27 protein-coding genes and 1 pseudogene are annotated in these 22156 nt (G+C 67.0%); 17 read left to right on the forward strand and 11 right to left on the reverse strand.

Features of this window, described 5'->3' with window-relative positions; translation table 11 throughout:
* The first annotated feature begins 485 nt into the window (after positions 1–485).
* Both B0293_RS20760 and B0293_RS20765 read left to right on the forward strand, forming a co-directional pair.
* Positions 486–758 carry a tetratricopeptide repeat protein gene (locus tag B0293_RS20760; protein WP_143254613.1) on the forward strand — a complete coding sequence of 91 codons (273 nt, stop codon included), beginning with the start codon at positions 486–488 and terminating at the stop codon, positions 756–758.
* A gap of 410 nt (positions 759–1168) precedes the next feature.
* The gene (locus B0293_RS20765; RefSeq protein WP_039919406.1) at positions 1169–1618 is read left to right on the forward strand and encodes an Imm26 family immunity protein; all 450 of its coding nucleotides are present in this window, start codon (positions 1169–1171) and stop codon (positions 1616–1618) included.
* Positions 1619–1764: 146 nt separating this feature from the next.
* Here the strand turns inward: B0293_RS20765 and B0293_RS20770 are convergent, their stop codons facing one another.
* Positions 1765–2163 (reverse strand): hypothetical protein, encoded by a 399-nt coding sequence (locus B0293_RS20770; RefSeq protein WP_143254614.1) that lies wholly within the window; start codon positions 2161–2163, stop codon positions 1765–1767.
* Positions 2164–2296: 133 nt separating this feature from the next.
* On the reverse strand, positions 2297–2596 hold the full coding sequence (locus B0293_RS20775) for a DUF2695 domain-containing protein (protein ID WP_039919404.1): 300 nt from the start codon (positions 2594–2596) through the stop codon (positions 2297–2299).
* 292 nt (positions 2597–2888) lie between these two features.
* Between B0293_RS20775 and B0293_RS43735 the strand changes: the two genes are divergently transcribed.
* The gene (locus B0293_RS43735; RefSeq protein ID WP_167334570.1) at positions 2889–3302 is read left to right on the forward strand and encodes a hypothetical protein; all 414 of its coding nucleotides are present in this window, start codon (positions 2889–2891) and stop codon (positions 3300–3302) included.
* 402 nt (positions 3303–3704) lie between these two features.
* Here the strand turns inward: B0293_RS43735 and B0293_RS20790 are convergent, their stop codons facing one another.
* Positions 3705–4760 (reverse strand): FUSC family protein, encoded by a 1056-nt coding sequence (locus B0293_RS20790; protein WP_005165445.1) that lies wholly within the window; start codon positions 4758–4760, stop codon positions 3705–3707.
* Positions 4761–4786: 26 nt separating this feature from the next.
* Positions 4787–5641, reverse strand: a complete 855-nt coding sequence (locus B0293_RS20795; RefSeq protein ID WP_005165444.1) for an SDR family oxidoreductase — start codon at positions 5639–5641, stop codon at positions 4787–4789.
* A 208-nt stretch (positions 5642–5849) separates the two neighbouring features.
* Here B0293_RS20795 and B0293_RS20800 point away from each other — a divergent pair, with 208 nt between their 5' ends.
* Together B0293_RS20800 and B0293_RS20805 are read left to right on the forward strand one after the other, a co-directional pair.
* Positions 5850–6035: a hypothetical protein gene (locus tag B0293_RS20800; protein ID WP_005165442.1), complete on the forward strand. Its 186-nt coding sequence runs from the start codon at positions 5850–5852 to the stop codon at positions 6033–6035.
* 45 nt (positions 6036–6080) lie between these two features.
* Positions 6081–7091, forward strand: a complete 1011-nt coding sequence (locus B0293_RS20805; protein ID WP_005165441.1) for an iron-containing redox enzyme family protein — start codon at positions 6081–6083, stop codon at positions 7089–7091.
* On the opposite strand, the gene B0293_RS20810 is transcribed toward B0293_RS20805, so the two are convergent.
* Positions 7059–7274, reverse strand: coding sequence for a CDGSH iron-sulfur domain-containing protein (locus B0293_RS20810; RefSeq protein ID WP_077241348.1), 216 nt, complete (start codon positions 7272–7274; stop codon positions 7059–7061). The two genes, B0293_RS20805 and B0293_RS20810, sit on opposite strands and share 33 nt — an antisense overlap.
* A 186-nt stretch (positions 7275–7460) precedes the next feature.
* Positions 7461–7682 (reverse strand): DUF6480 family protein, encoded by a 222-nt coding sequence (locus B0293_RS20815; RefSeq protein WP_039919412.1) that lies wholly within the window; start codon positions 7680–7682, stop codon positions 7461–7463.
* 160 nt (positions 7683–7842) lie between these two features.
* Here B0293_RS20815 and B0293_RS20820 point away from each other — a divergent pair, with 160 nt between their 5' ends.
* Positions 7843–8256: a DUF6292 family protein gene (locus B0293_RS20820; RefSeq protein ID WP_005165434.1), complete on the forward strand. Its 414-nt coding sequence runs from the start codon at positions 7843–7845 to the stop codon at positions 8254–8256.
* Here the strand turns inward: B0293_RS20820 and B0293_RS20825 are convergent.
* Positions 8253–8561, reverse strand: a complete 309-nt coding sequence (locus tag B0293_RS20825) for an STAS domain-containing protein (RefSeq protein ID WP_052014580.1) — start codon at positions 8559–8561, stop codon at positions 8253–8255. The two genes, B0293_RS20820 and B0293_RS20825, sit on opposite strands and share 4 nt — an antisense overlap.
* A 513-nt stretch (positions 8562–9074) precedes the next feature.
* On the opposite strand from B0293_RS20825, the gene B0293_RS20830 reads away from it, so the two are divergent.
* Positions 9075–9506, forward strand: a complete 432-nt coding sequence (locus B0293_RS20830) for a DUF4383 domain-containing protein (protein ID WP_005165429.1) — start codon at positions 9075–9077, stop codon at positions 9504–9506.
* A 44-nt stretch (positions 9507–9550) separates the two neighbouring features.
* A complete protein-coding gene (locus tag B0293_RS20835) occupies positions 9551–10678 on the forward strand; it encodes a glutathione-independent formaldehyde dehydrogenase (RefSeq protein ID WP_005165425.1) in 1128 nt (375 codons plus the stop codon).
* A gap of 340 nt (positions 10679–11018) precedes the next feature.
* Here B0293_RS20835 and B0293_RS20840 read toward each other — a convergent pair whose 3' ends face one another.
* The 3 genes from B0293_RS20840 to B0293_RS44870 form a co-directional block, all read right to left on the reverse strand.
* The gene (locus B0293_RS20840) at positions 11019–11459 is read right to left on the reverse strand and encodes an SRPBCC family protein (RefSeq protein ID WP_005165423.1); all 441 of its coding nucleotides are present in this window, start codon (positions 11457–11459) and stop codon (positions 11019–11021) included.
* Positions 11460–11525: 66 nt separating this feature from the next.
* On the reverse strand, positions 11526–11816 hold the full coding sequence (locus B0293_RS20845; RefSeq protein WP_005165422.1) for an STAS domain-containing protein: 291 nt from the start codon (positions 11814–11816) through the stop codon (positions 11526–11528).
* Positions 11816–11986, reverse strand: a complete 171-nt coding sequence (locus B0293_RS44870) for an ATP-binding protein (protein ID WP_407640102.1) — start codon at positions 11984–11986, stop codon at positions 11816–11818. Before B0293_RS44870 ends, B0293_RS20845 begins: the two co-directional genes overlap by 1 nt.
* 206 nt (positions 11987–12192) lie before the next feature.
* Here B0293_RS44870 and B0293_RS20850 point away from each other — a divergent pair, with 206 nt between their 5' ends.
* Both B0293_RS20850 and B0293_RS43545 read left to right on the forward strand, forming a co-directional pair.
* Complete coding sequence (locus B0293_RS20850; protein WP_005165419.1) at positions 12193–12648, forward strand: hypothetical protein; 456 nt, start codon at positions 12193–12195, stop codon at positions 12646–12648.
* Between the two features lie 78 nt (positions 12649–12726).
* Positions 12727–12885 carry a hypothetical protein gene (locus tag B0293_RS43545; RefSeq protein WP_005165416.1) on the forward strand — a complete coding sequence of 53 codons (159 nt, stop codon included), beginning with the start codon at positions 12727–12729 and terminating at the stop codon, positions 12883–12885.
* 18 nt (positions 12886–12903) lie between these two features.
* On the opposite strand, the pseudogene B0293_RS20855 reads toward B0293_RS43545, so the two are convergent.
* Positions 12904–13236: pseudogene (locus B0293_RS20855) on the reverse strand (xanthine dehydrogenase family protein molybdopterin-binding subunit); the annotation flags it as partial.
* A 400-nt stretch (positions 13237–13636) separates the two neighbouring features.
* On the opposite strand from B0293_RS20855, the gene B0293_RS20860 reads away from it, so the two are divergent.
* The 7 genes from B0293_RS20860 (at position 13637) to B0293_RS20890 (ending at position 22127) form a co-directional block, all read left to right on the forward strand.
* The gene (locus B0293_RS20860) at positions 13637–15700 is read left to right on the forward strand and encodes a catalase (protein WP_039919403.1); all 2064 of its coding nucleotides are present in this window, start codon (positions 13637–13639) and stop codon (positions 15698–15700) included.
* Positions 15701–15726: 26 nt separating this feature from the next.
* The gene (locus tag B0293_RS20865; protein WP_005165406.1) at positions 15727–16722 is read left to right on the forward strand and encodes an acyl-CoA dehydrogenase family protein; all 996 of its coding nucleotides are present in this window, start codon (positions 15727–15729) and stop codon (positions 16720–16722) included.
* 53 nt (positions 16723–16775) lie between these two features.
* A complete protein-coding gene (locus tag B0293_RS20870) occupies positions 16776–17963 on the forward strand; it encodes a bifunctional PIG-L family deacetylase/class I SAM-dependent methyltransferase (RefSeq protein WP_005165404.1) in 1188 nt (395 codons plus the stop codon).
* Positions 17960–18748: a glycosyltransferase gene (locus B0293_RS20875; protein WP_077241350.1), complete on the forward strand. Its 789-nt coding sequence runs from the start codon at positions 17960–17962 to the stop codon at positions 18746–18748. The genes B0293_RS20870 and B0293_RS20875 overlap by 4 nt, the downstream gene beginning before the upstream one ends.
* Positions 18749–18845: 97 nt before the next feature.
* Entirely contained in the window at positions 18846–19703 is an 858-nt protein-coding gene (locus B0293_RS20880; protein WP_005165401.1) for an alpha/beta fold hydrolase, read from the forward strand.
* Between the two features lie 267 nt (positions 19704–19970).
* Positions 19971–21140, forward strand: a complete 1170-nt coding sequence (locus tag B0293_RS20885; protein WP_005165397.1) for a hypothetical protein — start codon at positions 19971–19973, stop codon at positions 21138–21140.
* A gap of 132 nt (positions 21141–21272) precedes the next feature.
* Positions 21273–22127 carry a MerR family transcriptional regulator gene (locus tag B0293_RS20890; protein WP_005165396.1) on the forward strand — a complete coding sequence of 285 codons (855 nt, stop codon included), beginning with the start codon at positions 21273–21275 and terminating at the stop codon, positions 22125–22127.
* The last annotated feature ends 29 nt before the right edge of the window (positions 22128–22156 follow it).

The raw sequence follows: 22156 nt of genomic DNA on the forward strand, positions 1-22156 counted from the left end.
CGCGGCGAGCCCCGTCCGAGTCCGTCCCTCGTCCCGCGAGACCACACAGGGTCTTCGAGCGGTCTGGCATCCGCCTGGATCGGCCGCGCAATCCGTGCGCTGCCTTGATTCCCACGGTACGCGACAACACTGCGTTCGCAACACTGAAACCACGCGCACACTGTGATTTCCGCATGAGCTTCGGGCTTGGCGTGTGGTCCTGTTCGGGTCTGTTTCTGGTCCCCGGATGGGCCTGGATGGGCCATGGTCTTTTCGGGGTCTCAGACAGGGCGCCCCAAGGTCGCCGCAAAGACCAATACCGGACCTGGACAAGCTTTGAGGGCCAACCGTGGCCATGCTGAGGCCGTCTACGGGCCTTCACTCGGTGCAGTGGACAATCCGCACGACCATCGACACGCCGGGTTCAACGACCGCGGAGCCTTTCTAAATCTGGGGCGGCCAACCCTCCGGGCCGATTCCGCGCGTTGAGCTCCAGGTCGATCCGGGTGTCCGCCCGTTGGCCAGACGAGCACCTCGATCGGCGTGTTCTTCACGGAAGAACACCGCTTTACGCCAACGCAGAACCGGAAGGCGTGCCGGTTTCGACGGCCGAACGCTTCCACGTCGAGGTGGCGGGCGCCTACGAGTCAGTGGGTGATCTTGCGCGGGCGATCCCGCTGCACGAGACCACCCTCACCGACAGCGAACGAGTCTTCGGTCCCGACCACCCCACAACCCAGATCATCCGCTCAAACCTCGACAAGGCGCGAACGACCTGAAGCCGCCATCGGGCGACCGCTACAGAACCTCGCGGACCGTAGATAGTCAGCGCACTTCCGTAGCTGTTCTGTAAGACTGCACCGCGCTGCTGCCCGTCCGCCGCGCCCTCGACGGCGCCGTCCTCGCCATCGACCTGCGCAACGCGCCGACCACGGCTGCGTGATGGACTGGATGGCGCAAGCAGGTGCCTGCCGCACCACCTGGGCCAGCATCGGGGCCCTGCTCACCGACACCGCCCAACGCCTCGACCGTCCAACCACGAACGAAACCCCGCCGCGGTCAGGAGAGCCGACCGTACGCGACGACGGAGCACTGGCCTGGGCGTAAACTCCAAGCGCGGACGCACAACGACATTGGTCACCACACGTAGTTCTCGGCCGCGTGGCATCCAGGGGCAGGGGGACTGAATATGGTTCAGAAGTTGCCGTATTCCCCAGGGGATGTCTTCGCGGTGCCACTTCGCGATCACGGGTACGCGCTCGGCGTCATCGCAAGGGCGGACGGGAACGGGATCGTGCTCGGGTACTTCTTCGGACCGCGCGTGGAGTCCCTCGACAACCTGCCGAACACCCCTGCCCTCGACGCCGATTCCGCGATGAAGATCAGCCGGTGCGGCGACCTCAGGCTAGTTCGCGAGGAATGGCCGGTCGTAGGACGGATGGAATCATGGGATTGTGCCCGATGGCCTGTCCCCGACTTCTGCAGGGACGGGGATATCCGCGTCGTGTACGACGAGGAATCACTCACGGTGTCCCGGGAAGAACGCGCTGATCCGCACCAGTGCCGACACCTTCCACGAGACGGCCTCGAAGGGGCAGGCTTCGTGGAGATCACACTAACTCGGCTCCTTGGTGCGTAAGTATCGAAGCCAGTCTGCCCTTGCTCAGCGACATCGACTTCGCTCATGAGGCTCTCGGCTTCATTTACCTCGCACGCCCGACCAGCAGCAGGCGGTGTCGTCGCCGGCAACAGCTAGGCCATGTCGGCCAAGAGCAGCGCCAGGCTTCACAACGGGATCCGCTTCCGTCGCACCTGGGATACCGGCCAGTCCTTCCTGCACAGGCTCGGCCCAGTCGAGCTCCAGAGTCCGGCCGCGTCGGCTTCCGCGACCTGCTTGAAGAGCAGCGCTTTCCCGACACCCCGCGGCCGCGTTGGTTTCGGTGACGTAGCGGCGCGACCCACACCGGAACCAGCTGTCCTTCGCCCTGGATAGGACGATGGCTGGATGAGGGTCTCGGCGTTGGCGGTCTTGAGGGCGTCCTCGTCGTTGGGCGCCCGCACGCGCCGGGGGGCCTTCTGCTGGTTCTCCAGATCCGCGAGAGCCTCGCTGCGCCGCTGATCGGCCTCGAACGCACATGACGGTTCCAAGTAGAGCAGTCCTCTGGTGAGTCGGTTGCCGCTCATCGGCATGAGCGTACGTTCTTTCGCTGTGTATCGATCGCTTCGCGGCAGAAGCGGACGTTTCGCTGACCCCGACACAGCGGGCAGCCGACACCGATTTCAGCCCTCAACGGGCTTCCTCACAAGGAGAACATGACTAGCCGAACACGTCCTCGGGATCGCAGTTCATGACGACCTCGCAATCGCAGTAGCCGCCGAGTTCGGCAAGCCCCGCGGCGACTGGAGTCCAGTCGAGATCGTGGCCCTCTGCCCAGGACCGGGCATGGCGCAACGTGTGGTCGCAGCCCTCCGAGAGCACGAGCCCATCCACGAAATCGACGAGTGCCGCGAGCTGCTCACGACCAATCGGCAGCACCGCTGCGCGCCTCTCCTGGTCGGCCCGCTTGTACTGGTCACGAAGCTGCCGGCGCCTGGCCTTGTCGGGCGGAACTGTCACCCTGCGATGCTCTCACGCGAAACGTCCGCCACGGCGACTCCAACTCCAAAGCGTCCAGGTCGACCGATTCCCACGCCTGAACCTCCGCAGAGGCTCCGTTTGTGCATCGGTACCTGACCATCGTCAACGTCGGGGCAGCCGCGCCGGCCATCACTACTTCGCTCGCACCAGGTAGCCATCGGCAAAGCCAACCTCCCGCCAACCAGACACAGCGAAGCGCGAAGCTACATCGGCATGTCGGTGGCAACCACTCAGACGGTCCAGCGTCTGTCATCGACCCGAGCAACACAACTTGCGTGAGATCAAGTCTAACCTGCAGGTGGGCGTTTCCGATCCGCGACGACCATGCGGGCAAGTGGTGGCCCGCCTGCACGACGACATGTGGACAGCCAGCATCCCCACCACGGCGTACGGGTCGGGACGGACCCTGAAGGCATTGCACGACGACCTCGTCCGCGGGCTCGCACTACTGGGCGTGACGGTCCACGTCACGATCACCCCAGTGAGCCCCGAGCTGGACCGTCTGCGGCGGGCCGAGGCCACCTACGACACAGCCCTGGCGGACGCCGTGACCGCCTTGACCACACAGGGCAGCACAGCCCGCGACACCGCCGAGGCCACCAGAGTATCGATCACCCGGGTGACGACCCTCCGGGCCAGGCCGCCAGCCAGACTCGCCCGCACCCGCAGGAAACGCGATCCGTGAGACGCAGGGCCCGCCCGTATTTTCCCCGCGGTGCGTGCGGAGCCCTGTGCCGCGGCGGGGTGCCAGCAAGGTTCCGCTGGAGAGGTGGCTCGTGATCCGCGCCTCGCCGCGGTCGCCGAGGCCGCCAACCTCGGAGCATCGAGGGTGGTTCTGTCCGTCGGTCGTGACCGCGTTTGCCTGTGAGTAGCGACCGCACCGGTGGATCTGACCGGGGTATGTCGACCGCGACCTCCGCATCACGGTCCAGGAAGACCCGGTTGGCCAGCCGTAACTCCTCACACGCCATGCCGCACATGGTCGACAAGAGTTCGCCGAGCACGCTCAATTCACCGTGGAATCGTTCTCTCATCTATGCACCTACCGTCGCTGATCGTAGCTACGGTTACCCACCGTCGCCCCGGCTTAATCGGCGTGGAGCTGCTGGACGATACGCCGGGCAGGCAGTGCCATCGCCCCGAGCCCGATCGAGGTGGTGACCTCGTCCGTGGGCGTGACGAGCAGGCGGTCGATCTCCTCGACCAGCTTGGAACAGCGGTCGAGCCTGTCCGGGTCACCCGAACGGGCCACCTCGGCGAGGGCTTCGAGCAGGTCGCCGACCACCCCGCGCCCATGCTCGCCGGGATGCCGGAACGGCTGCTCGCTCCGGGCGGCTTCGCTCACCGCGTCGATCAGCTGGGTGAGCGGTGGCCACAGGGTGACGAGGTTCGCCAGCGGTTCTTCGCGGGTCTCACGCCGTCCGCGAAGATTCAGGTACCGGCCTTCCCTGGTCCAGCCGATCGCCTCCTCCGCCTCGGCGACCAGACTGCGGACGTCGAGCATCCGGTCTTGCAGGACATCTGCCGCTTCGGGCGACTCGCCGCGAACCAGTGCCGCGGTCTCGTCGAGGACGTCCGCGACGGCCGACGCCAGCCGGGACGTCGCCGCCCGCAGGCGTCCACCGTGCAGTGGCGGAAGGACCACCGCGTTCAGCACCGCGCCGATCGCCGCCCCCAGCGCGGTCTCCAACAGCCTGTCCGCCAGCAGCACGGGCTCTGTCGCGTTGCCGTAGGAGACCAGCAGCATGCCAGTCACCCCGACCCACACCCCCGAGTCGCCGAACCCCCGCCACGAGCCGATCAGCAAGCCGGTGAAGACGACCAGCCCGAGCGCCACCGTCACCGACGGGATGAACTGCCCCGCACCCGCCGCGAGCAGCACCCCCGCGCTGACCGCGCCGACCTGCTGTGCCCAGCCGCGCAGCGACCGGTAAACGGTCGCCTGAACGAGGAACACGGCCGCGTAGGGCGCCAGGAAGGGTTGCGGCAGGTCGAGCACCGCTGTCGCGATGATCCACGCGAGCACCGCCGCCACCGCGGCTTTCGTGGTCTGGACGAGACTCCGGCGTTCCTCTCCCGGAACACGGGAGGCCCTGGCGATCCAGCCGAACGGTGCCGCCCAGCGGTTCCGGGCGTCCGTCATCCGCACCTCCTCGAAATCTCGAAACCTCAGCCGGGCGTCGTCTCCCCGCCCAACGCGGCGATGACCTCGCCGCTGTAGTACGACGAGAGCCGGTTGGACGCCAAGAAGACGTACGAAGGAGCGAGATCGTCGGGATGCGCCGCCCGCTCGAACGGCACCTGGAGGCCGAACTTCTCCACCTTCTCCGGCGGGAACGTCGAAGGGATCAGCGGTGTCCACACCGGACCCGGCGCGACACAGTTGATCCGGACGCCGCGATCGGCCAATGCCTGCGCCATCGCGTACGTCCAAGCGTGCACGGCGCCCTTGGTCGCGGAGTAGTCGATGAGGGATTTGTTGCCGCGCAGACCGTTCACCGAGCCGGTGTTGATAATCACCGAGCCTTCGCCCAGATGGGGCAGCGCGGCGTTCGTCACCCGGAAGAAACTGTGGATGTTCACGTCGAAGGTGTGCGTCCACTGCTCGTCGGTGAGCTGCTCCGGGGAGTCGACCGGCCATTGCGTGGCGGCGTTGTTGACCAGGATGTCCAGGCCGCCGAACTCGGCGACCGTGCGGGCGACGATCTCGCGGCATTGTTTCGCTTCGGCCAGGTCTCCCGGCAGCAGGAGACATTCGCGACCTTCCGCGCGGACGCGCTCCTCGGTGTACTTCGCATCCTCGTGCTCACTGAGATAGGCGATCGCCACATCGGCGCCCTCTTTCGCGAAGGCGATGGCGACCGCGCGGCCGATCCCGGAGTCACCACCGGTGACAAGCGCGCGCTTGCCGCGCAGCAGGTCGCGGCCCTCGTAGTCCTCCATGGAGTCGCGAGGCGGCGGGTCCATCTCGGACGTCACGCCGGGCGGGTCCTGTTGCTGCGGCGGTCGCAGTTTGTCGGCCATGGGGGCTCCCTCCGGGTCGGTGCTTTTCCGGCGGTTACCCGGTGAGACCGGTCCTGAACATGGGCGCGGGGAGGTCGTGCGGTGCGCGTTCGGAGGAGAGCCACCCGTCAAGCACGGTCGACGAGGTGAGAGATCTCTTCGATCGCGAGCCGGCCGACGCTGGTTTGCCCGCACGGCCGTACGGGAGTCCGGCCGCCATGAACAGAAGGTGCCCGATGCCGCCACGTCGGCCGAACTCGACATCGACTGCGGCTTCACCCGTGCAGACAGCTTCGTCTACACGACCAAGCCCGAAACCGTGGAAGGTCTCGAGCGTGAAGCGGAAGCCGCCGCCGAAGCCGGACTACCCGCCGGGCCGCCATCGACGGTGATGTCGCGGTGTTGCGGATGCTGACCGAGGAGACGGTTCCACCCACCGTAGATCGGGTACTCCGGTGGCATGACGACGATCGACCGCGCGACCGCCGCGACGTTGCCCGAGATCCGCGGCCCTCTTTCCGCCGCGGTGGTGGACACCCTGGCGGGCGCGCGCCGGGACGATTTCGACTTGGACGCCGCCCTCGCCGCCGATCCCTTCGGTGAAGACCTGCAGCTTGCCCTGCACGTCTGCTACGAGCTCCACTACCAAGGGTTCGCCGGAGTGGGCGACGACTGGGAGTGGGATGTGCGCCTGCTCGGCTTCCGCGCGGCGCTGGAGCGTGCGTTCCTGGCCGGGATCCGCGCGGCCGTGCCCGGCGGGGACGACGTTGAGGGCCTGCTCGACGAACTGCTGATCGAACCGGCCGACGGCGAAGGCGTCTCTCACTTCCTGCGTGACGACGGCGAGTGGTGGCATCTCGCGGAGTATTTCGCGCACCGGTCGATCTACCATCTCAAGGAAGCCGACCCGCATTTGTGGGTGATCCCGCGGCTGAGCGGCCGGGCCAAGGCAGCGCTGGTCGCCGTCGAGTTCGACGAATTCGGCGGCGGACGGGCCGATCAGGCGCATTCGAGGCTGTTCGCCGACCTGCTGGCCGCGGCAGGCCTCTCACCGGGCTACCTCGCCTACCTCGACCACGTCCCGGCTTGCACGCTGACGACGGTGAACATGATGTCTCTGTTCGGGCTGCACCGCGATCTCAGAGGAGCGCTCGTCGGGCATTTCGCCGTCACCGAGATCACCACCGGCCCGTCCGCCCGGCGAATGGACGAGGCGCTGAGCCGGCTCGGTGGCGCGGCCGAATGCCGCTACTTCTACACCGAACACATCGAGGCCGACGCCGTGCACGAACAGGTGCTGCGGCACGACGTCGTCGGCGATCTGCTGGAACGGGAACCTGAGCTGGCGGCGGATATCGCGCTGGGTATCCAAGCCACCGAGCTGCTCGAGAACCGGCTGGCCGAACACCTCTTGGGTTCCTGGTCAGCCGGCGAGACTTCACTTCTCAGGCCGCTTCGTTCCTTGGCGTGACCGACGACGGTGACTGGTATCGCAGAACGGGTAACGTTTGCTGCGGCGGCAGGCGCAGAGAGCGACCACGAACCGGTCCGACGTCACCGTTTCACCGTCCGGCGTGACGACCTCGACGGGCCCCTCCACCAGCAGGGGCCCGCCCGGCTCGATCCGCACACGGGTCCTACGGCCGGTCGGCACGGATCACCACCGGCCGCTCATGCCGCCGCCAAGTGCTACCGGGCAGGAAATATACGGCGGATTCGCCGCATTTGGTGCTCGCGGTCATGACGTCTCCGATTCGCCGTCGATCCCCCTGGATACCCCGATGGTGTGGTGCCAAACGTGCACCGCCGACGGGTACTGGGCTGTCTTCGATCGGTTCGCTCAGAAGAGGTTCAGAGCACGAAGGACGAAGAACCCCGCGACTCCCAAGACCAGGTCCGCGATCACGGCGAGTGTGATGACGGCGGGCTTACGCGACGGGATCGGCTGCGGATGGGACAGGCCCGAGGTCTGCCCGGCGTCCGGAGGGGTGTCACCAGGCGATACGGAACCGCCCGGCTCCAAGCCGGGAGCGTCCTGTGGCTCTGGTCCGGGTGCGGTCATGGTCTTCACGGTGTCAGACTCGCGGCCACCCGGCAGCGTGGACGGAGTCCAGGTTTGAACCGCCCCACCAGGGGTCATTCTGCGCTCGGACGGGTCGGTTCCCGTTGTCGCGTCAAGCAGTCGGCGCCGCGCTACGACGAGACGACAAGGGGCGAATGGCATGGAGTCGGAATTCGGTGAAACGGTCATCCGGGGCTTGCACCGTTACGTGCGGCTCGTGATCGAGGAACTCAGGCTGAGTGGAAACGCCTACTACGCCCAGCTCGATCCGAACGCCGGGGCGTACATCGCCCTGGACCGGAAACTGCCCGGTCATCCCGGATGCGACGTGGCCTTGGTGTGGAACGAAGGCAAAGGATGGGCCCTCGCCCTCGAAACCGACAGCCGGGAAGACCTGGTCGTGGTCGAGCGCCTCGGCGCCGGGATCCTTCCTTCGCCCCGCGTGGTGGCCACGTTCACGCGAGACGCCTACGCGGGCGAAGCCATGTGGGACAAGGACGATTCCCAGCTCCCGGTTTGCGAGGATCTCGGCGAGCGATTGGCCGCGTACGCCACGGCCACCCTTCCGGTCTAGGTCAGTTCCCGGAGCGCGTCCCCGAGCAGCGGGTAAACCGGTACACGCAGGTGGAGGTCGAACAGCCGCATGATGCGCCGTACCGAGTCGGAGCCGGTCACCAGGCCGATCCGGCGGCGTTCGGCTACCGCGTTGGTCGCCGCGGCCTCCAAGACCTGCAGGCCCGCCACGCCGAGAAATTCGAGTCGCGACAAGTCGAGCACTGTGACTGCGGGCAGAGCTTGGGAAAGATTGTGCTGGAGCAACGGCGCCGTGCACGTATCGAGATCACCGGACACGCTGAGAACCAGCAGGTCGACTGTCACGGTTTGCTCCCGGACTCGCGCCGTCGACACGCCGAGAAGCCGGGCATGGAAGCCCAGGCCATCGGGTAGTGCTGCGGCGAGGACGGAAGCAGAACGTCCGTTATGACCGGGGGTTGTGTAGGACGGAGTCATCGGTGGCCTCCCGACAATCGGGACGACACGGCCGCCAAGCAGGCCTGCGCGGTATGCACGAAGGGAGACTCGCGGAAACGCGTCGCCGGACCACGCACGTGCGTGGCGACGGACATCGGCGTCGTGCACGCGAAGCTGCGGGTCTGAGCCCCACGCATGATCCACCGTACGCCACCCAGCCAACCTTCACAGGGCGGAAGCCGACGAATTTGAGCACCCGCGAATCCGATGAGGACTTCGCGTGTGACGCCACCGGCTACGGGTACCAGTCGAGTGGTGGTCGGCTCGTTGAACAGCCAGCCGGTCGGCCACCCCCGCGCTCGGCCCGGCCGCGTCGTTGACGAGCAGCACGGCGCCAGGCCTTCGAACGGAGGCATTTCGATGAACGAGAACACGATCGGACGGTCTTTACGACCGGTGGTGCTGCTCATCGCGCTGGTCCATCTCGTACTGGGTGTGCTCGGCTTCTTTTTCTTGCCGGAAGCCAATCAAACGGGCGAGAACACGGTCTGGATCTTCAGCGCCACCGGCATGCTGAACATCATCCGCACCATCGTCGGGGTTCTCGGCGTGGCGGCGGTGTTGAAACCTTCGGCGATTTACGGCTACACCTGGATGATCTTCATCGCCTTCGCGGGCTTGACCGCCTTCGGTGTTCTTTCGGCAGCGACCACTTCAGCCGGCGACACGGTGAACGTCAACTGGGCCGACAACGTTCTTCACGCGCTGACGTCGCTTGCCGCGCTCGCCGTGGGCATCGTCGTCGCTCGTAGCGCGGGGCGGAAACCTGCCCGCCGACGAGCGGACGCTTGATCCGACGGATCCTCACCCATTTACCAAGATAGAAAGAGGCACCCATGCGAGCACTGGTTTACCAAGGACCGTTCGACGTCGCCGTCAAAGACGTCGCGGACGCACGGATCGAGGACCCGAAGGACGCGATCGTCCGGATCACCACCACGAACATCTGCGGTTCGGACCTGCACATGTACGAAGGGCGCACCGACGTCGAGGAAGGCAAGGTCCTCGGACACGAGAACATGGGGATCGTCGAGTCCGTCGGGGACGCCGTCGAACGGATCAAGGTCGGCGATCGTGTCTCGCTCCCCTTCAACATCGCCTGCGGGACCTGTGACAACTGCTTCAAGGGCCTGACCGGTTTCTGCCTGCGCGCGAACCCCGGGAGCGCCGGCGCCGCATATGGCTACGCGAGCATGGGCCCCTACAACGGCGGCCAGGCCGAGTACCTGCGTGTCCCGTGGGCGGATTTCAACGCCCTCGTCCTCCCCGAGGGCACCGAGCACGAACTCGACTACACCATGCTCTCGGACATCTTCCCGACCGGCTGGCACGGCGTCGAGCTGGCGAAGATGCAACCGGGCGAGACCGTCGTCATCTACGGCGCGGGCCCCGTGGGACTCATGGCCGCGCACTCCGCCGCGATCAAGGGCGCGTCGCGCGTCTTCGTCGTCGACCATCAGCCGGATCGTCTCAAACTCGCCGAACAGGTGGGTGCGATCCCGATCGATCGGTCCACAGGCGACTCCGTCGAGCGGATCACCGACCTCACCGACGGCGGCGCCGATCGCGGCGTCGACGCGGTCGGCTACCAGGCTCACAGCCCGGACGGCACCGAACAGCCGGAGATCGTGCTCAACGAGCTGGTCGCCGCGGTCAAACCGACGGGCGGCATCGGCGTGGTCGGCGTCTACGTTCCCCAAGACCCTGGTGCGGAAGGCGAACTCGCCAAGGAGGGCAAACTCGCCTTCGACTACGGCACCTTCTTCTTCAAGGGCCAGTCCATGGGCACCGGCCAATGCAACACCAAGCAGTACAACGCCCGGCTGCGGGACCTGATCACCGAAGGCGTCGCCACGCCAGGCTTTCTCGTGTCCCACGAGCTGAACCTCGACCAGGCGGCGGAAGGTTACGATCACTTCGACAAGCGCGAGGACGGTTGGACGAAAGTCGTCCTGCACCCCTGAAAAGATCCGCGATCGATCACCGTTCGACGATGGGGCGGTCGCGATTTTGCCAACCCAGGGCCGGACTCTTCCCCTTCCGCGATCCCGGCTCTGCCGGGCGGTTCGCCATCGCGGCCGAGAGATGGCGGGCCCGAAACAGCGGGGTAGCGCGTCACGCGGGTTTTGGTCCGCCCAGGTCACCGTGGCCTGGGCGGACCAGCAGCGCGTGCGCCGAACGAGGCTTCGAGACCACTCGGTGGTACATCAGGATCGGCACCCTGCCCCGCTCCAGAGGTGCCGAGGGCACGGGCCGCCTACAGACGGCCCAAAACCGATGGCCGGGTTCTTTCGCGTATCCGGGTCAGGAATGCCCCGACCACCCGCCTTGCTCCGCGGCGGCCTCGACATCGGATTCCGCGACCGCGGTATGCGCCAACGCGGCGACAGCCTTCTCGAGTCCCCGTTGCACTTCCTCCCCGTCTGCCTCGCGGACGCTGCTCAGAATAACGGTCAATCGGGACTCGTTCGGCCCGGTGTCCTCGACCGACAACCGGCCGTGATAGTCGTGCGAACCTTGAGAATCCCAGCTCAAGGAACGATTATCCGCATCCACCTTCAACCACGCGTCAGCTTCGACGTGCCGGCCGTGCACGTCGGCTTCGACATGCACGGTATCGCCGCCTTCTGGCTCGGCTTGAGTCATCTGAGGGAAGTAGCGCGGCAGGTTCCTTGGTTCACGCAGGTAGGCGAACAAGTCGGACGCGGGCAGGTCGATCGTGGCGGCGTGGCGAAAGTCGTTCATGAACGCGCATACCCGGCTCTTGAGCCGGTAAAGCCGTTGGTGCCCCTCGGCGAAGCCGGAGGGTGATCACTGCTCGATGTCGACGAGCTCGACGAGTCCGCTGACGGTGAGAACCGGCATCAGGAGCGAATGGGTGCGGATGCGGATCCGGTCGGCGTAGGTGAACAGCGCGTTGATGCCGCCACTGTCGAGATAGTCCACCCCGCGCAGGTCGACGATGGCCGCACCGCTCTGCGTGGCGTGGGCAAGCGCGCTGCTGAAAGCGCTGACATTGCTCAGATCGATTTCGCCGGAGGCGACCAGCAGTACGGTGCCGTCTTCACGGCTGTCCGTGGTGAGGGTGAGCTGTGTACCCATCAGAAGATCCTCGCCTTCAGATAGACGGTGGTTCCGGCGTTTCCCTGTTCGACGGTGACCTCGTCCATGAGGGCACGCATGAGGATCAGCCCCCGGCCGCGATCGGTGTCGAGAATCGGCGATATCGGTCCACTTTGGACCACTCTGGGCCGACGCGACATTCCACGCATGGCCGGGTCAGTGGCAACTGACCCTCTTTGTCACGACCGGCATGGTTGAGCGCGCCTGCCAGAGATAGCCCCGAGGTGTTCGCTCACAGGGGCGGAGCGGCCCCCGCCCTGCCAGTCCAGCAGTGGGCTGGCAGGGCCCTCACCTCACGGAAGACACGTCTCGATCGCCGGGTGATTACCGAAGTCCACAGCGGGTATCCCTGAGGATGACCGACTTCGACACGGACATCGGCCACTTGGCCGAGAGGCTCGTCACGGCCACGCGAACCGGCGACCACGACTACGTTGCCGACGTTCTGGCCAGAATGGTGGCGGACGGTTCGCGAGCCCGTGCAAGCGTCCTCTTGCAGGACCTGATCAGCGCCAGTGCCCGGATGATCCGCGCTCGAACCCCGGAAAACAGCGGCGCTCTGTTCACCTTCGACGTGACGACCGAGCATGACGAGCCGGTCGACGTGGACATCCTGCCGCCCGGCCCGCGCGCCGCCTTGCGCGCCCTGGCCGCCAGCCTCAACAGGGACGCCGGAGACCTCGAAATCCACTCCGATCTCGCCACCCGTGGAACACCGGCCGAGGTGATGGCGGTGCTGGTCCAGTGTCTGTCGTGGACGCTGGAGCTGCGGGACGCTCAAGCGTCGACGGTCCGGCTGAGCCGCTATTGAGGGACTGAGGCGTTCCCGCTGGCAGGTACGCGAACGCAGGAATAGGCTTCGAAGATCACTTCGAGTACGGAGGTCGAAATGGTGGCGTTTCTGGTTTTCCTGCTGGTGGTCTGGCTGGTATGCGTAGTGCTCGGCTTCGTCATCAAGGGACTCTTCTGGCTCGTCATCGTGGGTGCCGTTCTGTTCGTGGCCACCGCCGCGGCGGGCTACCTCAAGAGCAGGACCGGACAGCGCTGAGCCCGGGTCGGGCGAGGATCACTCACCCGGGCAATCCGGGCAGGGGTTGTCGAGGGTGATCGGCGGATCCCGCACTCGCGCGCCGGTGGCGTCATGGACGACGTTGGCTATCGCCGCAGCCGTACCGACGATGCCGATTTCGCCGCTCTCCATGGGATTGAAGTGCGGATCGTGCTCGTCTATCCAGTCCGCGCGCACGTCTTCGATGTCGGCGCTGGTCGCGATGTGGTATCCGGCGAGATCCTGGTCGGTTGTCTGGCCCACACGGGGATCGAGGACCCCGTTCCCGTGCGACGCCATCGAAAGTCCCATGATCATGCCGCCCAGAAGCTGCGACCGGACGGTCACGGGTTGATGATCCGCCTTTCGGCAGTCATCCGGGGACTCCCGTCCCGTCGCGGATGGCCCTCGTCGAAGCAAGCAAAAGCACGCCGGCCAGTGTCAGGGCGATGCCCGCTACCGTCCACCAGGACCACCACGTGAAGAACGTGACGACAGGCCCGACGGCGAGCAAGGCGCCTCCGCTTGCTTCCACGACTTCGGAAGACGATGGGACGGCGGCTCTCGTCATCATGGTGGCTCTCCGGGTTCACACGTTCGGGTACAGACGATCCGAGTACCCCGCACCGCGCCATCGCACACATCGGATCGATCATCACTTTCTTCTTGGAGGCACAAGGAAAAGCGCACGCTTAGACGCTGCGGAGGCGGGGTATCTGCGGCGTACCACCACTTCCGGCAAGGAGAATCGATGCCCCCGAAACGCCGAGACGAGCAGGCAGAGCCCAGCCGAACCGAGTCGAGGCAGGCTGCGGACCGCGAGCGCGGGAAGTACCTGACGACGGCCCAGGGGGTCCGCCTGCCGGACACCGATCATTCCCTCAAAGCCGGTCCGCGGGGACCGTCCCTGATGGAGGACTTCCACCTCCGCGAGAAGATCACGCACTTCGACCACGAGCGGATCCCGGAGCGGGTGGTCCACGCGCGGGGCGCCGCCGCACACGGCACTTTCCGTGCCTACGGGAACGCCTCCTCGGTGACCAAGGCCGGCTTCTTGCAGAAGGGCCGCGAGACTCCGGTCTTCGTGCGGTTCTCGACGGTGCTGGGTTCCCGCGGTTCGGCGGACACGGTCCGCGACGTCCGCGGGTTCGCGGTGAAGTTCTACACGGACGAGGGAAACTTCGACCTGGTCGGCAACAACATGCCGGTGTTCTTCATCCAGGACGGCATCAAGTTCCCGGACGTCATCCACGCCGGCAAGCCTCATCCGGACGTCGAGATCCCGCAGGCGCAGACCGCGCACGACACCTTCTGGGACTTCGTCTCCCTCCACACCGAGGCGACGCACCACGTCATGTGGGCGATGTCCGACCGGGGGATCCCACGCTCCTACCGCACCATGGAGGGCTTCGGCGTCCACACCTTCCGGCTCGTCGACGCCGAAGGCCGCACCAGCCTGGTGAAGTTCCACTGGAAACCGGTGGCGGGCGTGCATTCCCTGGTCTGGGAGGAAGCCCAGATCGCCGCGGGCGCCGATCCCGACTTCCACCGCCGGGACATGGCCGACGGCATCGACGCTGGAGCGCCTCTGGAGTACGAGCTCGGGCTGCAGGTGCTGCCGGACTCCGACGACGAAATGTTCGAAGGGATCGACCTGCTCGACCCGACCAAGATCATCCCGGAGGAACTCGCCGAGGTCCAGCTGGTCGGCAAGCTCACCCTGGACCGGAATCCGACCAACTACTTCGCCGAGACCGAACAGGTCGCGTTCCACACCGGGAACCTCGTGCCGGGTATCGAGGTGACGGACGATCCGCTGATGCAAGCGAGGCTGTTCTCCTATCTGGATACCCAGCTCACCCGGCTGGGTGGACCGAACTTCACCCAGCTTCCGATCAACTGCCCGCACGCGGCCGTCAACGACAACCTGCGTGACGGGATGCACCAGACCCTCATCCACCACGGTCAGGCGCCATATCTGCCCAACAGTGTCGACGACGGCCTGCCGAGGACGGCGACGGAAGCCGAAGGCGCCTACGTCCACCGGGCTGTCGAAGTCGGGGGCCCCAAGGTCAGGGCGAACCCGGCGTCGTTCGACGACCACTTCTCGCAGGCCACGCTCTTCTGGAAGAGCCTGTCCGGGATCGAGAAGGTCCACGTCATCGAGGCGTTCACCTTCGAGCTGGGAAAGTGCTTCTCGACGACGATCCAGGAGCGGATGCTGGAATCGCTCGCCCGGGTCGACGCCGAACTGTGCGCGGCGGTCGCCGACGGGCTCGGCCTACCCGCTCCGGACGGCACCCCCGCCGAGGATGTCACGCCGTCGGCGGCGCTGTCGCAGATCCCGACGGGACCGGGCCCGATCGCGGGCCGCATCATCGGGGTGGTCGCCGCCTCCGGCGCCGACCTCGCCGGGGTGGGCAAACTCCGCCGCGCCGTGGAGGCGAAAGGCGGGATCCTGCGCGTCCTGGCCCCTGTGGGCGGCACGCTGAAGCGCGGACGCGGTCAGCAACCGGTGTCGAGGACGTTTCTCACCGCTCGTTCCATCGAGTTCGACGCGGTGGTGGTCGCCGACGGCACGGCCGGATTGCAGGACGTCAAGCTGACCGTGCTGCTGCAGGAGGCGTTCCGCCACTGCAAGGTCATCGGTGCTTGGGGCGACGGCGTCCAGGTCCTCACCGACGCCGGGATCGACGTCGGCGCGCCGGGCATGGTGCTCGCCGACGAGGTCGCCAAACCGTTCTCCACCGAACTGGTGGACGGCGTGGGACTGCACCGCGTGTGGGAACGGGCCGAGCGGGTAATGAACAGCTGACCGACCGATCCGGGGATGCCACACCGATGAAGACCCTGCTCGAACCGACCGCGCCCGAACCGTTGCCGGAGCCGAGGACCATCGAAACCATCACCGCCATGGTGCGGTTGCTGATGGCGAACGGCGTCCTCGACCTGCCCCGCCCTGGCGGGGGCGACACGTGGGGCCGCTGGACGACACTCGCCGGGCTCGGCCGTCGCGACCTGGTGCTCGGGCGGATCGCCGAAGGCCACACTGACGCCCTCGCGATCCTGGCCGAAGCCGGCCATGACCCCGCGCCGGAAGCGCTGTACGGCGTCTGGGCCGCCCGCTCCGGCGGCACCGGGGCCGCCGTCGAAGGCGGCGCCCTCACCGGGACGGTCCGGTTCTGCTCCGGGGCCCAGGTCCTCGACAGGGCCCTCGTGGTGGCTGACTTCGAGGATGGCCCCCCGATCCTGCTGGACGTCGACCTGCGCGAGCCTGGTGTTCAGGCGTTGCCGGAAACGTGGCAGGCCATCGGCATGGACGCCTCCGACAGCGGGGACGTGCGGTTCGACCGGGTACCGGTGACCACCGCGCACGTCGTCGGCGAGCCCGGCTGGTACGTGGCGCGACCGGGGTTCGCCGTCGGCGGTGCGGGCGTCGCCGCGGTCTGGCTGGGCGGCTGTGCGGCCGTCCTGGACTCGGTGCTGGCCTTTCTCGTGGATCGCGGCTCGGCGGACGAACACCAGCACGCCCACCTCGGGACGCTCCACACAGTGACCCACGAGGCGGACGCGCTGCTCGTGCGCACGGCGGACGTCGTCGACGGTGGTTCGGAAGGCGACCCGGCCATGCTGAGCGCGCTCTGCCGGGCCGCCGTCGAGCGCACCGCCAGGCAGATCCTCGACCTGGCCCCGGAGATCACCGGGCCGACGGCGTTGTGCCGCGACCGCCGTCTTCCGCGGCGACTGGCGGATCTCCTGGTCTACGTCCGGCAGCATCACGGTGCCCGCGATCTCGCGGCCCTGGGTGCCGAGTTACTGAAGGGCGCGCAGCGGTGATCACGGAGTCGCTTCCGCCCTTTCCGCACGACGACGTCCGTCGCGTATGTGTCGTGGCCGCGCATCCGGACGACGAGACACTCGGCGTGTCCGGACTCCTTCAGCGACTGCACGCGCGGGGAGCGGAGATCCGGTTGATCGTCGCCACGGACGGGGAGGGCGCGTTTCCCGGTTCCTCGGCCGACGAGCGCCGGGCTCTCGGTACACGCCGCCGCATGGAGCTCCTGGAAGCGTTGCGATGTCAGGGGATGGGTGACGTGGAACCGGTGTGGGCGGGTCTCCCCGACTCCGCGTTGGCCGACCACGAGACCGCACTGACCGGCCTCGTCCGGGAACTTTCCGTGGACAGCGAACTCTGCCTGGCGCCATGGCCGGACGATCCTCATCCGGACCACCGGGCGGCGGGCCGGGCCGCGTTCCGGGCCGCGCCGTTGGGCGCGTACCGATGGTCCTACCCGATCTGGCTGTGGCACCTGGGCACGCCGGACGATCCGGGCACCCCGTGGGCACGGGCCACGCAGATCCGGCTGGACGACGGGAGCGCGGCCGTCAAGGCGAAGGCGATCCAGGCTTTCCCCTCCCAGCTGGAGCCGGGCCCCCGAGGGGAAGATCCGATCCTCACGCCCGAAATCCTGGAGCACTTCACCCTCGGCAGGGAGATCCTCTTCCACGAACCCCGGTCGGTCTCGACACCGGTCAGCAGATTCGAAACGCTTTATCGCGAACCTGATCCATGGGCCATGGACAGCTGGTACGAACGTCGAAAAAGGACGATCGCCTTGGCCGCGCTGCCTTCGGAGCGTTACGGCGTGGCCGTGGAACCGGCGTGTGGCACCGGCGCGCTGACAGTGAAGCTGGCGGCACGCTGCGACCGGGTCCACGCGTTCGACCCGGTGCCCGCAGCGTTGTCGGCCGCCAGGAACCGGTCAGCACATCTGTCCACAGTGGATTTCACGGCAGGTGCGCTGCCGGGAGACCTGAAGGGCCCGACGGACCTGGTGGTACTGAGCGAGATCCTCTACTACCTGTCGGAACCGGATCTGACGGCGACCCTCGACCGCACCCTGGAAACGCTGCGGCCGGGCGGCCAGGTGCTCGCCGTGCACTGGCGCCCCCAAGCGCCGGACGCACCCCACCACGGGCAAGAGGTCCACGAACGACTGCGGACGCACCCTGGTCTGCGGCCCCTTGTGGAACACCGTGAAGACGAGTTCCTGGTCGACGTCCTGACACGGCGGTGATCACCTCCGTCGGAGTGTTGATTCCCGCGCGCGACGAAGCAACCGAACTCCCGAGCTGTCTATACGCCCTTCGCGAGGCCTTACGCGAGCTACCGCCGGGTGTGGAACGACAGGTCTGCGTGGTGGCCGATCGATGCCGTGATGACACCGCCGAACTCGCAAGGAAAGCCGGCGCACAGGTCTGCGTGAACACTCACGACCTGACGATCGGGGCTGTCCGCGCACTGGGCGCGCGGCACCTGCTGGCCGGTCTGAACCATCACGGCGCGACCCGCACCCTCCTGCTGAGCACGGACGCGGACACCGTGGTGAAACGCGATTGGGCGGTACGTCACGTGCGCCGGGCGGAGGCCGGCTGGGACGCGGTGGCCGGAACAGCACAGTTGAGTTCCGGACTCGCGACCGCCGCACAGCCCCGATACGAAGCTCTCCTGGCTCAGGCACGAAGCCCCGCGGGCCATGGAAACGTGTACGGCGCGAACCTCTCGGTCAGAGCAAGCGCCTATCGCGCCGTGGGCGGCTTCCTTCCGATCAGCACGGCCGAGGATCACGATTTGTGGCATCGCCTCTTCCGCGCCGGGTTTCGCGTCGCCTTCGCCGACGAAGCGAAAGTGACGACGAGCGCCCGGCTCGACGGCCGAGCACCGGAGGGGCTTTCCGCACGGCTGCGGACTCTCAGCTCGTCGTTACCGGAGTCTTGTTGCCGGCATGTGGGGCGGCGCGAAGCCGGTCCTCACGCGCTGCTGGGTCCGGGTCGTAACAGCCGGGTGTTCGGCCTGGCCTGATGTACAGCTGGCGGAACATGGGGTCCGGGACGTCTCCATCGGGCAACCAGTTGACAATGTGCGTTTAGCCCCGGTTGATGCAGGCTATCGAAGAGGTATGTTCGAAGGCTTCAAGCTCGAAAACGTCGACGTCGGTGAAGCGACCCTCAGGGTCCGTCACGGCGGATCGGGGCCGCCTCTCGTTCTCCTGCACGGACATCCCCGCACCCACACCACCTGGTACGACGTCGCGCCCCGGCTCGCGGACGCGTTCACCGTCGTCTGCCCGGACCTTCCCGGCTACGGCCAGTCCTCGAAGCCCGAGACCACCGAAGACCACTCCGCCCACTCGAAACGCGCTATGGCCAGGCACATCATCGCACTCATGCGGCATCTCGGTCATGAGCGATTCGCCATCGCAGGGCACGACCGCGGTAGCTCGGTCGCCTACCGACTGACTCTCGACCGCCCCGAAGCGGTCACGAAACTGGCTGTTCTCGACGGTCTTCCCATCGGTGAACACCTTTCCCGCGCCGACGCGAACTTCGCCCGAGCCTGGTGGCACTGGTTCTTCTTCGGCCAGCTCGCGAAACCCGCAGAGCGCGTGATCAACGCCGACCCCGACGCCTGGTACGGCGGCGCCCCGGAAGCGATGGGCGCGGAGAACCACGCCGACTTCCAGCGCGCGATCCACGACCCCGAAACCGTCCACGCGATGCTCGAAGACTACCGCGCCGGACTCGGACCCGACCGCGAAGCCGACGACGCCGACAAAGCGGCCGGGAACAAAATCGCCTGCCCCGTACTCGTGTTGTGGTCCAGCCGCGACGACCTCGAAGACCTCTATGGCGACCCGTTGACCATCTGGCAGGAATGGGGCAAGGACGTGAGCGGGCGTGCGATCGAATCCGGGCACCACGTCGCCGAGGACAATCCAGCCGACCTTGCGACAGCGCTTCGGGCGTTCTTGGCGTAGATCAAGGTGTTCTTCCGGACAACTCCGACAGCACTCCGACCGGCTGAGCAGGGCCGAGGACTCGGGCACCCACAGATCCCTTGCGGCGCGAGCACTGACCAGCACCACGAGAACGAGTTCTCCGGTGAACCGATACGGCCGTGGGCGAACAGCCGACAAATTTGTTGCCGGTCAACGACTTCAGCGCGCCACGCGCTTGGAACCGCCACCACTCCGTGACTCGGGATCAGGGTAATCGGGGTTCGACGGCGCGTTAAGATTTCGCACATGGCTCTGGTGTCTCATCTGTCCAACGGCGAGCTGGCCGAGTGGTGCGAACAGCACCTCGTCGGCGCGGTCGACGTGGCACACGAGGTCGGGGAACGGGTACGGGGCGCGGACGTCACCCGGCCGGCGGAAAAGGTCGACCGGCGCCATTGGTCTCAAGTAGCACGCACGTTCAGCGCGCGATTGTCCGCGCTGGTGCAGGCCGCCCCGCCCTATACAACGCTGCTGGGGCTGATCAGGTCCGGTTTGGCGTCCTGGGACTGGGCACACGCGCAGGCCGCTCGCTATCCCACTCATGCGCGGTTGCCTGCCGCTGATCGCGCCCGTGCGCTGGACTTCCGCCCGACCCCGACCGGCTGGCTCGATCTGCGCGTCGCGCACGAACGGGGCGCCGCGGTCCTCGAGGTCGACCAGCCGAACACACTGCCGCCGGTTCACGAACCGATGCTGACCGAGCTGTTCGACCGGATCCGCGCGTACTTATGGGAGCACGCGCCGCTGGGCCACGTCGGCGGACCGGGCCGCGAAGCGGGACTGGCCCGGGTGTCCTGGCTGCTGGGCGCCTTCGCCTACGCCTACCGCGCCGACACCACACACCCCGTCTTCCACCTGTTCAAAGAAGGCTCTCCCACCCTCGGACAGCTGCACGCCCTCGCCGACGACACCGCCATCACCGACCCGCTGGCGCTCATTCACCGGCTGGTCACCACCGGCGTCCTCGACGATCTGCGCGCGCTCACCGGCTCACGCGCGGTGGGCGAACCGTGGGGCGTCACCGCGCCGGTCGTGTTCGACCACTGGGACGACGGAACCCTGCTCCTGACCGGCCCGCGAGGATCCACGCTGCTCGACGTCAACTGCGCCGTCCGAGTCGATTCGGGCCAGCGAGCGCACCGCTGGGTATGGAACCTGCTCGGCGCCGTCTGGCTCGACACCGCCGACACCCATCGGATCCGCACCGTGGCGGTCTACTTCGCCCGGCACGGCATCCTGCTCACCTGGCCGGTCGACGTTCTCGCCGAGCTGACCTTGCGCGGCGCCGATCCCGCCGAAGCGCAGGCACGATTCGTCACCCTCGCCGGGCAACGCCGAGACGAGGACTACGCACGCAGACTCCGCTGGCGAGCGAGCCCAACCACACAAGCCCACCAGCCCGCAGCGGACCGCTGACCCGGGCGTCGTGCGACTCCCCTTCACCCCACCGCCGAGGGTGGTCGTCGAACGGACGTCGCTCCCGCGTCCGAAGTGAACAGGCGGTCATCGGTGACTAAACTACGAGAGCAGGCAAGGAGTGGAGGCAAGTTGACTGTCGACGGTGTCTCGCGGCTGCTCGGATCCAGTGAAGTCGCCCGGAGCTTGGGCGTCTCCCAGGTGACTCTCCGGTCCTGGGAGCAGCGCTACGGGATCGGCGCCGGACAGCGCGCAGCCAACGGTCGCCGCCGCTACTCCCCCGAAGACGTCCGGCGGCTGCGGCGTATGCGAGCGCTGCAGGCACAGGGAACCAGCGCACGTGAAGCGGCAGAGTTGGTCCTCACCCGCTCAGCCGCCGAGAAAACAGCCAAAGAACGGGGAGATCGCCTCGTCGAATCGACCGAGGCGCTCGACATGACGGCGCTGGCCGGTCTTCTCGACGAGGCTTTCGAGACCCTGGGGGTCGCGTCCACCTGGACAGAGGTCATCTCGCCTGTGCTGAAATCTCTCGGCATCCGTTGGAATCGCCGTGGGGAGGGCTGTGTGATGGCCTCCGAATGGGCATTGGCGACGGCGGCAGACTCGGCGGTCGATCGCTACACCGGGCCGGGCAATCTCACCGCGGGCCGGAGGCCTCCTGTCCTCCTGCTCAGCGGCCCCGCGGAACGACACGAACTTCCGATCAAGATGCTCGGCGCCGCGCTCCAGGATGACGGAGCTCCCGCCATGTATCTCGGTACCTTCGTATCGGTCGACGTGCTGCACGCCCTCAAGGAGCGCTTTCTCCCCCACGCGATCGTGATCTGGTCGATGACGCCTCACTCTGCGGACGTCGCGCTGCTGCGGGCCCTCCACACGCACGGCATCCCGGTACGCCCCTCCGGGCCGGGCTGGGCGGGGCTTCCTATCGTCGGCGAACCGGTGCCCGTGTCGTTCACCGCCGCGCTCGACGAGCTCGGCGGCTGACGGCGATCATCAGATACAAGAAAGTCCAT

Source organism: Amycolatopsis azurea DSM 43854 (assembly GCF_001995215.1).
Taxonomy (GTDB): Bacteria; Actinomycetota; Actinomycetes; order Mycobacteriales; family Pseudonocardiaceae; genus Amycolatopsis; species Amycolatopsis azurea.

What these genes read in the sequence shown, in the direction of transcription:
- B0293_RS20765 (WP_039919406.1), top strand. Translation starts at nt 1,169, where the DNA reads ATGGTTCAGAAGTTGCCGTATTCCCCAGGGGATGTCTTCGCGGTGCCA.
- B0293_RS20770 (WP_143254614.1), bottom strand. Translation starts at nt 2,163, where the DNA reads ATGAGCGGCAACCGACTCACCAGAGGACTGCTCTACTTGGAACCGTCA.
- B0293_RS20790 (WP_005165445.1), bottom strand. Translation starts at nt 4,760, where the DNA reads ATGACGGACGCCCGGAACCGCTGGGCGGCACCGTTCGGCTGGATCGCC.
- B0293_RS20795 (WP_005165444.1), bottom strand. Translation starts at nt 5,641, where the DNA reads ATGGCCGACAAACTGCGACCGCCGCAGCAACAGGACCCGCCCGGCGTG.
- B0293_RS20805 (WP_005165441.1), top strand. Translation starts at nt 6,081, where the DNA reads ATGACGACGATCGACCGCGCGACCGCCGCGACGTTGCCCGAGATCCGC.
- B0293_RS20815 (WP_039919412.1), bottom strand. Translation starts at nt 7,682, where the DNA reads ATGACCGCACCCGGACCAGAGCCACAGGACGCTCCCGGCTTGGAGCCG.
- B0293_RS20820 (WP_005165434.1), top strand. Translation starts at nt 7,843, where the DNA reads ATGGAGTCGGAATTCGGTGAAACGGTCATCCGGGGCTTGCACCGTTAC.
- B0293_RS20830 (WP_005165429.1), top strand. Translation starts at nt 9,075, where the DNA reads ATGAACGAGAACACGATCGGACGGTCTTTACGACCGGTGGTGCTGCTC.
- B0293_RS20835 (WP_005165425.1), top strand. Translation starts at nt 9,551, where the DNA reads ATGCGAGCACTGGTTTACCAAGGACCGTTCGACGTCGCCGTCAAAGAC.
- B0293_RS20840 (WP_005165423.1), bottom strand. Translation starts at nt 11,459, where the DNA reads ATGAACGACTTTCGCCACGCCGCCACGATCGACCTGCCCGCGTCCGAC.
- B0293_RS20845 (WP_005165422.1), bottom strand. Translation starts at nt 11,816, where the DNA reads ATGGGTACACAGCTCACCCTCACCACGGACAGCCGTGAAGACGGCACC.
- B0293_RS44870 (WP_407640102.1), bottom strand. Translation starts at nt 11,986, where the DNA reads ATGCGTGGAATGTCGCGTCGGCCCAGAGTGGTCCAAAGTGGACCGATA.
- B0293_RS20850 (WP_005165419.1), top strand. Translation starts at nt 12,193, where the DNA reads ATGACCGACTTCGACACGGACATCGGCCACTTGGCCGAGAGGCTCGTC.
- B0293_RS43545 (WP_005165416.1), top strand. Translation starts at nt 12,727, where the DNA reads ATGGTGGCGTTTCTGGTTTTCCTGCTGGTGGTCTGGCTGGTATGCGTA.
- B0293_RS20860 (WP_039919403.1), top strand. Translation starts at nt 13,637, where the DNA reads ATGCCCCCGAAACGCCGAGACGAGCAGGCAGAGCCCAGCCGAACCGAG.
- B0293_RS20865 (WP_005165406.1), top strand. Translation starts at nt 15,727, where the DNA reads ATGAAGACCCTGCTCGAACCGACCGCGCCCGAACCGTTGCCGGAGCCG.
- B0293_RS20880 (WP_005165401.1), top strand. Translation starts at nt 18,846, where the DNA reads ATGTTCGAAGGCTTCAAGCTCGAAAACGTCGACGTCGGTGAAGCGACC.
- B0293_RS20885 (WP_005165397.1), top strand. Translation starts at nt 19,971, where the DNA reads ATGGCTCTGGTGTCTCATCTGTCCAACGGCGAGCTGGCCGAGTGGTGC.